General features: G+C 69.0%; 13 protein-coding genes and 1 tRNA gene. 4 read left to right on the forward strand and 10 right to left on the reverse strand.

Annotated elements, in window-relative coordinates:
• The first annotated feature begins 24 nt into the window (after positions 1 to 24).
• Positions 25 to 537, forward strand: coding sequence for a DUF3515 family protein (locus ACLBWJ_RS02205; protein ID WP_447659655.1), 513 nt, complete (start codon positions 25 to 27; stop codon positions 535 to 537).
• Here the strand turns inward: ACLBWJ_RS02205 and ACLBWJ_RS02210 are convergent.
• From ACLBWJ_RS02210 to ACLBWJ_RS02240, 7 genes are all read right to left on the reverse strand, one after another.
• Positions 527 to 1,636: a D-alanine--D-alanine ligase family protein gene (locus ACLBWJ_RS02210; RefSeq protein ID WP_447659657.1), complete on the reverse strand. Its 1,110-nt coding sequence runs from the start codon at positions 1,634 to 1,636 to the stop codon at positions 527 to 529. The genes ACLBWJ_RS02205 and ACLBWJ_RS02210 overlap by 11 nt on opposite strands.
• Positions 1,536 to 2,672, reverse strand: a complete 1,137-nt coding sequence (locus tag ACLBWJ_RS02215; RefSeq protein ID WP_114589590.1) for an NAD(P)H-dependent glycerol-3-phosphate dehydrogenase — start codon at positions 2,670 to 2,672, stop codon at positions 1,536 to 1,538. Before ACLBWJ_RS02215 ends, ACLBWJ_RS02210 begins: the two co-directional genes overlap by 101 nt.
• Complete coding sequence (locus ACLBWJ_RS02220; RefSeq protein WP_112614448.1) at positions 2,662 to 3,426, reverse strand: lysophospholipid acyltransferase family protein; 765 nt, start codon at positions 3,424 to 3,426, stop codon at positions 2,662 to 2,664. Before ACLBWJ_RS02220 ends, ACLBWJ_RS02215 begins: the two co-directional genes overlap by 11 nt.
• Positions 3,427 to 3,429: 3 nt before the next feature.
• Positions 3,430 to 4,797, reverse strand: a complete 1,368-nt coding sequence (gene murA, locus ACLBWJ_RS02225; protein WP_282502508.1) for a UDP-N-acetylglucosamine 1-carboxyvinyltransferase — start codon at positions 4,795 to 4,797, stop codon at positions 3,430 to 3,432.
• A gap of 71 nt (positions 4,798 to 4,868) precedes the next feature.
• Positions 4,869 to 5,465: a 3-isopropylmalate dehydratase small subunit gene (leuD, locus tag ACLBWJ_RS02230; RefSeq protein ID WP_023951020.1), complete on the reverse strand. Its 597-nt coding sequence runs from the start codon at positions 5,463 to 5,465 to the stop codon at positions 4,869 to 4,871.
• A 2-nt stretch (positions 5,466 to 5,467) separates the two neighbouring features.
• A complete protein-coding gene (leuC, locus tag ACLBWJ_RS02235; protein ID WP_447659659.1) occupies positions 5,468 to 6,916 on the reverse strand; it encodes a 3-isopropylmalate dehydratase large subunit in 1,449 nt (482 codons plus the stop codon).
• Between the two features lie 151 nt (positions 6,917 to 7,067).
• On the reverse strand, positions 7,068 to 8,141 hold the full coding sequence (locus tag ACLBWJ_RS02240; protein WP_112614442.1) for a TerC family protein: 1,074 nt from the start codon (positions 8,139 to 8,141) through the stop codon (positions 7,068 to 7,070).
• A 116-nt stretch (positions 8,142 to 8,257) separates the two neighbouring features.
• On the opposite strand from ACLBWJ_RS02240, the gene ACLBWJ_RS02245 reads away from it, so the two are divergent.
• Positions 8,258 to 8,818, forward strand: a complete 561-nt coding sequence (locus ACLBWJ_RS02245; protein ID WP_274177795.1) for an RNA polymerase sigma factor — start codon at positions 8,258 to 8,260, stop codon at positions 8,816 to 8,818.
• Positions 8,815 to 9,933, forward strand: a complete 1,119-nt coding sequence (locus tag ACLBWJ_RS02250; RefSeq protein ID WP_447659661.1) for a DUF4349 domain-containing protein — start codon at positions 8,815 to 8,817, stop codon at positions 9,931 to 9,933. Before ACLBWJ_RS02245 ends, ACLBWJ_RS02250 begins: the two co-directional genes overlap by 4 nt.
• Before the next feature lie 69 nt (positions 9,934 to 10,002).
• On the opposite strand, the gene ACLBWJ_RS02255 is transcribed toward ACLBWJ_RS02250, so the two are convergent.
• Positions 10,003 to 10,078, reverse strand: a tRNA-Glu gene (locus ACLBWJ_RS02255).
• Between the two features lie 121 nt (positions 10,079 to 10,199).
• Here ACLBWJ_RS02255 and ACLBWJ_RS02260 point away from each other — a divergent pair.
• Positions 10,200 to 10,838, forward strand: coding sequence for an MBL fold metallo-hydrolase (locus ACLBWJ_RS02260; RefSeq protein WP_447659662.1), 639 nt, complete (start codon positions 10,200 to 10,202; stop codon positions 10,836 to 10,838).
• 64 nt (positions 10,839 to 10,902) lie between these two features.
• Here ACLBWJ_RS02260 and ACLBWJ_RS02265 read toward each other — a convergent pair whose 3' ends face one another.
• Positions 10,903 to 11,172, reverse strand: a complete 270-nt coding sequence (locus tag ACLBWJ_RS02265; RefSeq protein WP_023951028.1) for an HPr family phosphocarrier protein — start codon at positions 11,170 to 11,172, stop codon at positions 10,903 to 10,905.
• Positions 11,173 to 11,184: 12 nt separating this feature from the next.
• Positions 11,185 to 13,260 (reverse strand): PTS fructose transporter subunit IIABC, encoded by a 2,076-nt coding sequence (locus ACLBWJ_RS02270; protein WP_447659663.1) that lies wholly within the window; start codon positions 13,258 to 13,260, stop codon positions 11,185 to 11,187.
• Positions 13,261 to 13,284: the final 24 nt, after the last annotated feature.

The following is a 13,284-nucleotide window of genomic DNA, read 5'->3' on the forward strand; positions in this document are numbered from 1 at the left end:
CTCGCGGCCCAGTACCCTGGAGGGATGCCGCTCCGCCGTACGATTCCCGCACTCGTCCTGGCCTCGGTGACTCTCGCCCTCGCTGGCTGTGCCGGGACCGTCAACGTCCCCTCGGCCCCGGAAGCGAACGCTCCCGAATGCGCCGACCTGATGGTTCGGCTTCCGCAGCAGGTCGCCGGCGCAGAGCGCCGCTGGACGGACAGCCAGGCAACGGCCGCGTGGGGCGATCCGGCGACCATCATCTTCTCGTGCGGTGTCGCCTCTCCCGGTCCCACGACGCTGCGCTGCGAATCGGTCGCCGGCGTCGACTGGGTCATCGACGAATCGGAAGCGCCGCGCTTCCGTGTCGTCACGTACGGGCGAAAGCCCGCGGTCGAGCTCTACTTCAACACCGAGATCTCGGCCGAGGTGCAGGGCGTGTCGAGTCGAGAGGTCCTCGACGAACTGTCACGGGTCGTGTCGCGGCTGCCCAGCGACGGCGGTGCATGCGTCGACCGTGCGGAGGCGACCCCCGTCCCCTCGCCCGTCAGTCCCTGACGGCGCGCCCGACGGGCCGGGAGAGCGCGACCTCGATCAGCTCGGCGATGAGGTCGCTGTAGCTGAGGCCCGAGGCGATCCAGCACTTCGGGAACATCGAGATCGGCGTGAAGCCCGGCATCGTGTTGAGCTCGTTGACATACAGGCCATCGGCCGTCTGGAAGAAGTCGACGCGCGCGAGCCCGCGGCCGTCGACGGCGGTGAATGCGGCGACCGCCATGTTCTGGAGCGCCTCGATCTCGTCAGCCGTCACATCGGCCGGACAGACGACCTCCGCGCCGTCACCGCCGAGGTACTTGCCCTCGAAGTCGTAGAACTCGCGCGTTGTGAGCACGATCTCCCCCGGCAGTGACGCTCGGGCGGAGTCTTCGCCGCGCCCCTCCAGAACCGCGACCTCGACCTCGCGGCCGACGATCGCCGGCTCGATCAGCACCTTGCCGTCTTCCGCGAACGCCAGCTCGAGGGCCGCGTCGAGCTCGGCCGCCTCGTGGACCTTCGACACCCCGACGCTCGATCCGGCGCGCGCCGGCTTGACGAAGCTCGGAAAGCCGAGGCCTGCGGCATCCACACGAACACCGTCGGGGTCTCGACGCCACCGGGTCTCTTCGACGGTGACCCAGGGAGCGACGGGGATGCCGGCAGCCTGCAGCACGATCTTCATGAAGTGCTTGTCCATGCACAGGGCGGAGTCGAAGACCCCGCCGCCGGCGTAGGGCAGCTGCAGCGTGTCGAAGAACCCTTGGATCGTGCCGTCCTCGCCGTGCGGACCATGCAGGATCGGCAGCACGACGTCGATCTCGCCGAGCGCCTCGACGGAGCTGTCGTCGCGGCGCACCCGGAGCTCTCGCCGGCCGCCGGGCTCGGGCCACAGGATGCGCGTGCCGTTGTCGACGACCTCCGGCATCCGTTCCGGGTTCAGCGCGAACTTATCGGCGTCGTCGTCCTCCAGGACGAACGCACCCTCGCGCGTGATCCCGACGGGGATCACGCGGTAGCGCTCACGATCGATCGCGCGCAGGACCCCGGCCGCCGTTGCGGAACTGATCGAGTGCTCGCTGGAACGCCCGCCGAAGAGCACCGCTACTGTTGTCGTCGCCATGGGGGGTCCTCTCGCCGGTCGGCTTGTCGTCGTCGGTGGTCAGGTGGGGCGCGATGTCGCGCGGGTTCATGGTGCCGTCGAGGACCATCTTGACCTGCTCGACGATCGGCATCTGCACTCCCGCTGCGCGCGCCAGTGTCAGGACGGGCGCGACCGAGGCCAGGCCTTCGGCGGTCTGGTCCATCTGCTTCACGACGTCCTGGAACGAGTAGCCCTGCCCCAGCAGGCGCCCCGCCGTGTTGTTGCGGCTCAGGGGCGACTGGCACGTCGCGATGAGGTCGCCGAGGCCCGCGAGTCCCTGGAGGGTTTCGGGGTGAGCCCCCTGCGCCACGGCGAAGTCCGTCATCTCGACGAGACCGCGCGTGATGATGGACGCCTTCGTGTTCTCGCCGTACCCGACGCCGTCGACGATGCCGATCGCGACGGCGATCAGATTCTTCAGCACACCGCCGAACTCGGTGCCGATCACGTCGGTGTTCACGAACGTGCGGAAGTAGGAATTGCGTGCGCGCAGCGCGACCGCCTCAGCCGTCTCCTGGCTCGCAGACGCGATCACGGCGGCCGTCGGCTGTTCGCGTGCGATCTCGAGGGCGAGATTCGGTCCGGATGCGACCGCGATGCGGTTCGGGTCGCAGTCGAGCCCCTGCTCGATCACCTGGCTCATTCGCAGGCCTGTGCGCTTCTCGACGCCCTTCATGAGGGAGACGACGGGCATCGTTCCGCCGGCGATGAGGGGCCGGATGGCCGTGAGGTTCTCACGCAGCGCCTGACTCGATACGGCGAGGTACACCTGCTCGGCGCCCTGCAGCGCCTCCGAGAGATGGTGGGTGGCCGTCATCGAACGCGGGAGGTTGATGCCCGGCAGATACCGGCTGTTGCGCTTGCCTTCGCGAATCTCATGCGCGAGCTCGGCACGGCGCGCCCACATCGTGACCTGGGCGCCGCCGTCGGCGAGCACCTTGCCGAACGTGGTTCCCCAGCTACCCGAACCGATGACGGTGACCCGGGGTCCGGAGGTCTCGGTCTTACGGCTCAAGGCGACCCGTCTCCTTCTGGCCGTGCTGTCCCGGGTTCCAGCGCTCGGCGGGCGGGGTCTCGCCGCGAAGCTCGCCGAGCAGCCCCGAGATGCGGGCCATCACGGCGTCCGTTCCCGCCACCAGCTGCGTCGGCGACGGCGTCACGCCCGGTTCGAAAGGAAGCTCGACACGCGGACCGAAGCGCACGCGGATGCGCTTGCGCAGCGGCCAGGCGCTGAACTTCCCGTAACGCGGGAGGATCGACTGAACGCCCCACGTGGCGACCGGGATGATCGGGATGTCGCCGGCCGCCGCGACCCGGACGGCACCCGACTTCCCTCGCATCGGCCACAGATCGGGCTCGCGCGTCAGCGAACCCTCGGGATACACGATCACGCCGCGACCGTCGGCCACGAGCTCGGCGGCCTGCGAGATCGCCTGGCCCGCCGCCGAGGCCGACGTCGTCCGCGAGACGGGGATCATGCCGAGGCCCTTCAGCACCGCACCCACGACGGGCACGCGGAAGAGGCTCTCCTTCGCCATGAATCGCGGCGCCCGGCCCAGGCGCCAGGTCGCCACGGCGATGACGATCGGGTCGAACTCGCTGTAATGATTGGGCGCGAGGACGTACGGGCCCTCCTCCGGGAGATGCTCCCCGCCCTCGATCTCGATCCGGGCCAGCAGACCGACCGCGGGCACGACGAGGGCCGCGGCCAACCAGAACGGGGTCGGCTTCGTCTTCTCCGCGGACGCGCGACGGCGGTTGTGCGACACGCGTCAGCCGATGATGTCGAAGTCGGCGCCGAGCGCCTCGAGCTTGTCGAAGAACTTCTCGTAGCCCCGGCGGATGATCCCGACGTTGCGGACGACCGACGTTCCCTCGGCCGCGAGAGCCGCGATGACGTAGCTGTATCCGCCGCGCAGGTCGGGCACGACGACATCCGCACCGTGCAGCGGCGTCGGGCCCGTGATGACCGCGGCCTGCTCGAGGGCGCGACGCGGGACGCGACGGTCCGGGCTCGCGATGCCCTCGGGGTGCACCACGATCTGCGCGCCCATCTTGTTCAGCGCCTGAGTGAAGCCGAGACGGTTCTCGTAGACCGTCTCATGCACGGTCGAGACGCCTTCGGCCTGAGTCAGGGCGACGATGAGCGGCTGCTGCCAGTCGGTCATGAATCCGGGGTGGACATCCGTCTCGACCGAGACGGGACGCAGCGCGCCGTCGCGACGGAAGCGGATGCCGTCCTCCTGGATGTCGAAGTCGCCTCCGGCCTTGCGGAAGACGTTGAGGAAGGTGAGCATCTCCTGCTGCTTCGCACCGCCGACGAAGATGTCGCCGTCGGTCGCCAGGGCGGCGCACGCCCATGAGGCTGCTTCGTTGCGATCGAAGATCGACCGGTGGTCGTACCCGCGGAGCTTGTCGACGCCCTCGATGAAGATCACGCGATTCGGCTCGTAGGAGATGATCGCGCCCATCTTCTGAAGCACGGCGATCAGGTCCATGATCTCGGGTTCGATGGCGGCGTTGCGCAGCTCCGTCGTGCCCTTGGCTCGCACCGCAGTCAGCAGCACCTGCTCGGTGGCGCCGACGCTCGGGTAGGGCAGGTCGATGTCCGCACCGTGAAGTCCCTCGGGCGCCGAAAGACGGATGCCGTTGGGCTGCTTGTCGACGATCGCGCCGAACTTGCGGAGCGCGTCGAGATGGAAGTCGATGGGGCGGTCCCCGATTCGGCATCCGCCGAGGTCGGGGATGAACGCCTGGCCGAGCAGGTGCAGGAGCGGCCCGCAGAAGAGGATCGGGATGCGCGAGGCGCCGGCGTGCGCGTCGATCTCCTCGAAGCCGGCCGATTCGGCCCCGCTCGGGTCGAGCCGGTACGTGCCCTCGCCGTCGTCGGCGACCGTCACGCCGTGCACCTCGAGAAGGGACCGGACCACGGCCACATCGCTGATGTCAGGAACGTCGCGCAGGACGCTCTCGGTCTCGCCGAGCAGCGAGGCAACCATGGCCTTCGTCGCGAAGTTCTTCGCTCCCTTGACGTCGACACGTCCGACGAGGGGCCGCCCGCCCCGGATCTCGAGGATCTCGCCGTCTTCGCGACGGTTGCCGTTCTCCGATGCGGACGGCTCACTCGGCGGAGTGCTCATGCAGGACTTCCTCACTTGGTGATCGAGGGCGGGGCGGATCTTCGCCCCACGGTTCAGGGCGTGATCCGGGGCTACGCGACGGGGAGTGTCCGGGGTCGCCACGCCTCGCGGCGCGCCTCGAACTGCGCGATCGCCTCTTCATTGCGCAGCGTGAGCCCGATGTCGTCGAGTCCTTCGAGGAGCCTCCAACGAGTGTAATCGTCGATCTCGAACGGGACTCGGAGGTCGCCGAGAGCAGCGACGCGTGCCTCGAGATCGACCGTCATCCGCACCCCCGGCTGCGCATCCACGGCAGCCCAGATCGCCTCGCGATCCGACTCCGAGATGACACCGGCGAGGAGGCCCTGCTTGCCCGCGTTGCCGCGGAAGATGTCGGCGAACTTGGGTGCCAGCACGACGCGGAATCCGAAGTCGCGCAGCGCCCACACCGCATGCTCACGGCTCGATCCGGTACCGAAGTCGGGCCCGGCGACGAGGATCGACGCCCCCGCGAAAGCGGGCTGGTTCAGCACGAACTCGGGGTCCTGACGCCAGTTGGCAAAGAGCGCGTCCTCGAAGCCGGTCTTGGTGACGCGCTTCAGGTAGACGGCCGGGATGATCTGGTCGGTGTCGACGGCGGAGCGCTTGAGCGGTGCGACGACACCGGTATGGGTCTCGAACTTCTCCATGGTCAGGCCTCGACCTTCTCGCGTGCGGGCAGATCGCTCGGCGATGCGAGGCGCCCGAGCACAGCGGTGGCGGCGGCCACGAGCGGCGACACCAGGTGCGTACGGCCGCCCTTGCCCTGGCGTCCCTCGAAGTTGCGGTTGCTGGTCGACGCGCAGCGCTCGCCCGGAGCGAGCTGGTCGGGATTCATGCCTAGGCACATCGAGCAGCCGGCGAAGCGCCACTCGGCCCCGAACTCCGTGAAGACCCGGTCGAGGCCCTCTGCCTCAGCCTCGAGCCGAACGCGGGCGGAGCCCGGAACGACCATCACGCGAACTCCGTCAGCCTTCGTGCGCCCCTCGATGATCGACGCGAACGCGCGCAGGTCTTCGATGCGGCTGTTGGTGCACGAACCCATGAAGACGGCGTCGACCGGGATCTCCTTGAGCGGAGTACCCGGCTGCAGGTCCATGTACTCGAGCGCGCGTTCAGCCGCCGCCTTCTCGTTCGGGTCGCTGAAGTCGTCGGGCGAGGGAACCGTCGCACTGAGCGAGACGCCCTGGCCGGGGTTGGTTCCCCACGTGACGAACGGCTCGAGCTCGGCCGCATCGATGAAGATCTCGGCGTCGTAGACGGCGCCCTCGTCGCTGGGGAGCGTGCGCCAGTAAGCGACGGCGTCATCCCAGTCCTGCCCGGTCGGCGCGTGCGGGCGACCCTTCACGTATTCGAAGGTGATCTCGTCGGGGGCCACCATGCCCGCGCGGGCGCCCGCCTCGATCGACATGTTGCACATGGTCATGCGCCCCTCCATGGAGAGGGCGCGGATGGCGCTGCCGCGGTACTCGAGCACGTAGCCCTGGCCGCCGTTGGTGCCGATCTTCGCGATCACGGCGAGGATGATGTCCTTCGCCGTCACGCCTTCCTTCAGCTCGCCCTCGACGGTGATCGCCATCGTCTTGAACGGCTTCAGCGGGAGGGTCTGCGTCGCCATGACGTGCTCGACCTCGCTCGTGCCGATGCCGAACGCCATCGCGCCGAACGCACCGTGCGTCGAGGTGTGGCTGTCGCCGCACACGACCGTGATGCCCGGCATCGTGAGGCCGAGCTGGGGTCCGACGACATGGACGATGCCCTGCTCCGCGTCGCCGAGCGAGTGGAGGCGGACGCCGAACTCCTCGGCGTTGCGCCGAAGGGTCTCGATCTGCGTTCGGCTCGTGAGGTCCGCGATCGGCTTGTCGATGTCGAGCGTCGGGGTGTTGTGGTCCTCGGTCGCGATCGTCAGGTCGAGGCGCCGCAGCGGACGCCCCTCGGCACGCAGACCGTCGAAGGCCTGCGGGCTCGTGACCTCGTGCACGAGGTGCAAGTCGATGTAGATCAGGTCGGGCTGACCGTCTTCACCCTTGACGACGAGGTGGTCGTCCCAGACCTTTTCGGCGAGGGTGCGCGGGCGCTCGGGAGGGGTGGCATTGCTCATGGGTTTCGTTCTCCTTGCGAACCGGGATCAAGCCCACGACGGACTCCGCGGCGAGGAGGGGCTCAGAACGAGACCTCGCCGCGGCCGCTAAGGAGAAGGCGAGCGATCCGCATGCGGTCAGAATACCACCGGGCGCCGCGGCGGCGTCCGGTCACGAGCGCTCGTCGTCGCGCGGGTGCGGCTGCTCGACCGTGGGGGGCGTGCCCTGCTCGTCGGCGACGGCGGCCGCAGCCTGGGTCGGGCCGGCCGCGTCGCGGTCGTGCCGCGCGGCGATCAGACTGGCGACGGTCGCGACGAGCATGGCGCCGATGATGACGCCGAGCGACACCCACGTCGAGATCTCCGGCGCCCAGGCGATCCCGTCGCCGCCGTTGATGAACGCGAGCTCGTTCTCGTGCATCGCGTGGAGAATCAGCTTCACGCCGATGAACGCGAGGATGAACGCGATGCCGTAGTGCAGGTACTTGAGCCGGTCGAGCAGATCGCCCAGCAGGAAGTAGAGCTGGCGCAGCCCCATCAGCGCGAAGATGTTCGCGGTGAACACCAGGAACGGGTCCTGCGTGATGCCGAAGATCGCTGGGATCGAGTCGAGGGCGAACAGCAGATCGGTGACGCCGATCGCCACGAAGACGATGATCATCGGGGTGAACATCCGCTTGCCGTTCACGACGGTCCGGACCTTGGGGCCGTCGTACTCGTCGGAGATGTCCACCGTGCGACGGATGATGCGGACGAGGAAGTTCTCCTTCTTCACGTCGTCGTCGTGGTCGCCCTCGGGCAGCGCCTGCTTGATCGCCGTGTAGATGAGGAAGGCGCCGAAGATGTAGAACACCCAGCTGAACTGCTCGATGATCGCCGCCCCCGCGAGGATGAAGAGACCTCGAAGCACCAGCGCGATGATGATGCCCACCATCAGCACCTTCTGCTGATACCGGCGCGGAACCGAGAACTGGCTCATGATCAGGACGAACACGAAGAGGTTGTCGATGGAGAGGCTGTATTCGGTCAGCCATCCGGCGACGAACTGTCCGGCGTGCTCGACGTCTGCGACGGCCCAGAGGATGCCGGCGAACACCAGCGCCAGGGAGACGTAGAACAGCACCCACAGCGTCGATTCCTTCGGCGACGGGATGTGGGGCCGCTTGACGATGATGAGCAGATCGGCGACGAGCACGAGCACCAGAACGACGAGCGCGACGATCTGGAACGGCACGGGGAGGTCCATGCGAGCCTTTCGGGGAGGAAGCCTCCCGAGACTACACCCCGGCTCCCCCGCGGCCCGGGTGCGAGACGGTTCGCGACGACGCGACACTGATGGGATGAGGGAAGGAACTCAGACGCATGGTCGACACGATCACCCGCGGTGATGCCGAGCTCGTCGAAGCTGCGGCGTCCGGAAGTGAGCACGCCTTCCGTACGCTCTATCGCGCCTACGTGCGACCGGTGTACTGGCTCGCGCATGGCCTGCTGGGCGATCGCCTCGAAGCCGAGGACGTCACGCAGGAGACGTTCCTGGTGGCCTGGCGCAAACTCCCCGACCTCGAGCTGGCGGGCGAGTCGCTGCTGCCGTGGCTCGTCACCATCTGCCGGTTCCAGAGCGCGAACCGCATCCGCCGACGGCAACGGGAACGACGCCACACGACGGATGAGGACGCCGCCGAGGTCGCCGACACGGTAGACGTCGAGCGGCAGGTGGTGCAGAGCGATCTCGTCGAACGCATCCTCGCCGCCGTCGGCTCGCTGAGCCCCCTCGACCAGGACATCTTCCGGCTCTGCGCCGCCGAAGGGTTCGCGTATCAAGCAGCCGCCGACCAGCTCGGCGTCAGCCACGGGACGGTCCGGAACCGGCTCTCCCGCATCCGCACATTCGTCCGCTCGAGCGTTGAACCGGAGCAGTCATGAACGATCTACCCACCCTGGATGACAGCCGTATCGATGTGATCGAAGAGGCTTTGTTCGCGGACATCGCGCGCGACCGCGCCGAGCGCCGCGCCTCGGCTGACCGAGCCGCCGCGCAGCGGACGCGACGGCGGCGGGCCTGGTGGGGCGCGTCCGGCGCCGCGGCAGCCGTGATCGTCGTGGCCGCGGCCGTCGCGCCGCAGCTGACGAGCAGCAGCGGCGGGGCATCCTCCGTCGCGCCCGCCACCGCCCCGGAGGGGTTCTTCGGCACGACGGAGAACGGCGCAGTGTCGCGAGACACCGGCGACTCGGCGGCGCAGCCCGAGCCGTTCGCGTTGGACGGCTCGACCGATGAGGGGTCGGCCTCCGGCGCCGTGTCCGACTCCCCCGCCGGGCGCGACGTCATCGCCACGGCATCCGCGACAGTGATCGCCGACGATCCCCGTGACGCGGCGGAATCGATCGCCGCGGCCGCCGTCGCCGCGGGCGGCTATGTCGAGTCGATGAGTCTCGGGGGCACGGCGGCGGGCGCGTTGCCGTACGCGGATGACCGCGCGGTCTGGCCTGCCTCAGTCGGCTCGGCCTGGGTGTCCGTCCGGGTTCCCGCAGCGAGCCTCGAGGAGGCCATCGCTGCGCTCGCGGACGTCGGCGAAGTCGAGAGCTCGCAGGTCTCACGCGACGACGTGACAACGCAGACGACCGACCTGCGCGCCCGGGTGGCCGCCGGGCAGGCATCGGTCGAACGGCTGACGGAGCTCATGGGCGAAGCCGGGTCGGTCGCCGACCTCATCGCGGCGGAGTCTGCTCTCGCGGACCGGCAGGCCGAGCTCGACTCGCTGCGGCAGCAGCTCACCGCGCTCGAGTCGCAGGTCACCCTGTCGTCGCTCACGGTGCAGCTGCAGACCCCGGCCGAGAAGGTGGACGCCGATCCCGCGGGCTTCGGCGACGGACTCGCGACGGGGTGGAACGGGCTCATCGCCACCTTCAACGGGATCGTCGTGGCGCTCGGGTTCCTGCTGCCCTGGCTCGTCGTGATCGGTCTCACCGCCGCGCTGATCTGGCTCGTCGTCTCGACGACGCGCCGGCGCCGAGCGCGACGGAGCTCCACCGGCGACTGACCTCGCGGGGCCGGAGGCCGGTTCCCGAGAAACGCGAAACGCCCATCCGATCGGATGGGCGTTTCGCAGTGGTGACCCCAGCGGGATTCGAACCCGCGTTACCGCCGTGAGAGGGCGGCGTACTAGGCCGCTATACGATGGGGCCGTACTTTTTTGTCTTCCCCGGGGCTCCGGAGGCAACCGTTAAAGTATGCCACGGGCTCGCGCATCCGGCAAAATCGAGGCCCCCATTGCCCTCTCGGGCGTGTCGGGCGTTGACTGAGGGCATGCATGTCACCAAGCACGAACACGCCTGCCTGCGCCTCGAGCGCGACGGCAAGACCCTGATCATCGACCCCGGCACGTTCACCTCGCCGCTCGAGGATCTGCATGACGTCGCGGCTGTCGTCGTCACGCACGAGCACCCCGACCACTGGACGTCGCAGCACCTGTCGACGATCCTCGAGCAGTTCCCGAACATCCCCGTCTACGGCCCGGAGGGTGTCGTGCGCGCGGCCGCAGGGTTCGACATCCGCGAGGTCTCCCCCGGCGACAAGCTCGAAGCGGGTCCGTTCAGCCTCGAGTTCTTCGGCGGACGCCACGCGGTGATCCACGAGTCGATCCCGGTGATCGACAACGTCGGCGTCCTCGTCGACGACGCGTTCTACTACCCCGGTGACTCGTACGCCGTGCCCAAGGGAGCGAAAGTGGAGCTTCTGGCGGCGCCCGTCGGCGCCCCTTGGCTGAAGATCGGCGACGCGATGGACTTCGTGCTCGAGGTCAAACCGCGGCGTGTCTTCGCGGCCCACGACATGACCCTCTCACCGGCAGGCCTCGCGATGGGGCGCGAGCGGCTGGCGTGGGCGGCCCAGCAGAACGGCGGCGACTTCGTCGCGCTGGACCCGGGCGACTCCACCGACATCTGAGCCGCGCGGAAACGACGGATGCCGTGGACCCGAAGGTCCACGGCATCCGTGTGTTCCGAGCGGATCAGGCCGCGTCGTGGTCGATCTCGAGGAAGGCGACGAGCTCGTCGAGAGCCTTCTCGGCACCCTCACCCTCGGCCTTGAGCGTCACGACCGACCCCTGCGAGGCGCCCAGGCCCATGATGCTCAGGATGCTGCCGGCGTTCAGGTCGGGGCCGCCCTCGACGGCGATCGTGACGGGAACGCCCTTCGACTGCACCTCCTGCACGAAGAGCTTCGCGGGGCGGGCGTGCAGTCCGGAGCTGCTCGCGATGGTGGCGGTGCGTTCTGCCATGGTGGTGTCTCCTCAGACTGTCGCGGTCGCCGCGGCCGGGGCCGGGGCGGTGGAGCTCTTGCGGACGTACTTCTTGAGCACGACGAGCAACAGCGCAGAAACGACGGTACCCGCCAGAAGCGCGACGAAGAAACCCCACACCGGGGAGATGGCGAACAGCACGAACACGCCGCCGTGCGGAGCGAAGCTCTGGACGCCGAACCACATGCTCAGCGCACCGGTGATCGCCCCGCCGACGAGGGAGGCCGGGATGACGCGCAGCGGGTCGGCCGCCGCGAACGGGATCGCACCCTCACTGATGAACGAGGCGCCCAGCAGCCATGCCGCCTTGCCGTTCTCGCGCTCGACCGGCGTGAAGAGCGGACGCGCGAGCACGGTCGACGCGAGCGCAAGAGCCAGCGGCGGCACCATGCCCGCCGTCATGACGGCAGCCATGATGAGGTACGGCGCGGTGTTCTCGGTGGACGCGGCCGCGAGTCCGGTCGTCGCGAAGACGTAGGCGACCTTGTTGATCGGACCGCCGAGGTCGAAGCACATCATCAGGCCCAGGATCACGCCGACGACGATGAGGCCCGCACCGCTCTGGGTGAGCGACGTGAGTCCATCGGTCAGGAGCGCCATGAGCGCGGCGATCGGCCGGCCGAGGAACAGGATCATGAGACCCGAGGCGACGATCGAACCGAGCAGCGGGATGATGACCACGGGCATCAGACCGCGCAGCCAGCGCGGGGCGGGGAGGCGCCCGAGCCACCAGGCCACGAAGCCGGCGAGGAAACCGCCGATGATGCCGCCGATGAAGCCGGCGCTCATCGTGACCGCGATCGCACCGGCGACGAATCCGGGAGCGATGCCCGGACGGTCGGCGATCGCGTAGGCGATGTATCCCGCGAGAGCGGCCACCAGGAAGCCCATGGACGTCGAGCCGATCATGAACGCCACCGACCCGAGGTACTGGCCGAGCGGCCCGAACGGCGACGTGATGTCGGTCGTGGGCAGGTTCCACAGCGCGTTGTCGATGATGACCTTCGACGCGTTGGCCGTGACCTCGTAGCCGCCCAGCGCGAAACCGAGGGCGATCAGCAGACCACCGCCGGCGACGAAGGGGATCATGTAGCTGACGCCCGTGAGCAGGATGCGCTGGATCTTCGCGCCCCACGACAGGTTCTGCGTCGTAGCCGCGCTCGTGCCGGAGCCGGCATCCGCTGCGGCACCGCTGACGCGGGCGGCGTTCGGGTTGGACGCGGCGGCGACGGCTTCGCGGATCATCTGCACGGGCTGCTCGATGCCGCGCTTGACGCCCGAGCGGATGACCGGCTTGCCGGCGAACCGCGACATCTCGCGGACGTCGACGTCGGTGGCGAAGATGACCGCGTCGGCGTTGTCGATGACGGATGCCGGCAGCGCCTGGTAGCCGCTGGAGCCCTGGGGTTCGACCACGAGGTCGATCCCGGCTTCCTTACCTGCGGCAGTCAGCGCGTCGGCAGCCATGAAGGTATGGGCGATGCCCGTCGCGCACGAGGTCACGGCGACGATGCGCGCGGGACGGCCGTCGATCGTCAGGTCGCCGGAGGCTGCCGCAGCCGGCGCAGCCGAGGTGGCCGTCGGCGCGGCGGCAGCGGGTGCTGGGGCGGCCTCGCCCTCGCCGATCGCCGCGCGAACCGTACGCACGACGTCGTCGGCAGTCGCCGCCGCGCGGAGGTCGCTCGTGAACGTGTCCTGCATCAGGCTGCGGGCGAGACGCGACAGCACCGCGAGGTGCTCCTCGGCGGCATTCTCGGGCGCGGCGATGAGGAAGACGAGGTCGGCCGGTCCGTCGGGCGCCCCGAAGGCCACGCCCGGCTTCAGCCGTGCAAAGGCGAGGGAGGCCTGCGTCACCGCAGAGCTCTTCGCGTGCGGGATGGCGATGCCACCGGGAAGCCCGGTCTCATCCTTCTCCTCGCGAGCGATCGCGTCATTCGCGAGGGCGTCGGCGTCCGTGGCGCGGCCCTGCGCTGCGACGAGGCGAGCGAGAGCGCGGATGACGTCCTTCTTGTCGGTCCCGAGGGGCGCGTCGAGGCTGACGAGCTCCGGGGTGATGGTGTCGGACACGGTGTCCTCCTGGTTCGAGTGTTG

Source organism: Microbacterium sp. M4A5_1d (assembly GCF_053345465.1).

Bases quoted from the DNA above. Each gene is read 5' to 3' on its own strand.
- ACLBWJ_RS02260 (WP_447659662.1), top strand. From the start codon at position 10,200: ATGCATGTCACCAAGCACGAACACGCCTGCCTGCGCCTCGAGCGCGAC.
- murA (WP_282502508.1), bottom strand. From the start codon at position 4,797: ATGAGCACTCCGCCGAGTGAGCCGTCCGCATCGGAGAACGGCAACCGT.
- ACLBWJ_RS02205 (WP_447659655.1), top strand. From the start codon at position 25: ATGCCGCTCCGCCGTACGATTCCCGCACTCGTCCTGGCCTCGGTGACT.
- ACLBWJ_RS02210 (WP_447659657.1), bottom strand. From the start codon at position 1,636: ATGGCGACGACAACAGTAGCGGTGCTCTTCGGCGGGCGTTCCAGCGAG.
- leuD (WP_023951020.1), bottom strand. From the start codon at position 5,465: ATGGAGAAGTTCGAGACCCATACCGGTGTCGTCGCACCGCTCAAGCGC.
- ACLBWJ_RS02240 (WP_112614442.1), bottom strand. From the start codon at position 8,141: ATGGACCTCCCCGTGCCGTTCCAGATCGTCGCGCTCGTCGTTCTGGTG.
- leuC (WP_447659659.1), bottom strand. From the start codon at position 6,916: ATGAGCAATGCCACCCCTCCCGAGCGCCCGCGCACCCTCGCCGAAAAG.
- ACLBWJ_RS02250 (WP_447659661.1), top strand. From the start codon at position 8,815: ATGAACGATCTACCCACCCTGGATGACAGCCGTATCGATGTGATCGAA.
- ACLBWJ_RS02265 (WP_023951028.1), bottom strand. From the start codon at position 11,172: ATGGCAGAACGCACCGCCACCATCGCGAGCAGCTCCGGACTGCACGCC.
- ACLBWJ_RS02245 (WP_274177795.1), top strand. From the start codon at position 8,258: ATGGTCGACACGATCACCCGCGGTGATGCCGAGCTCGTCGAAGCTGCG.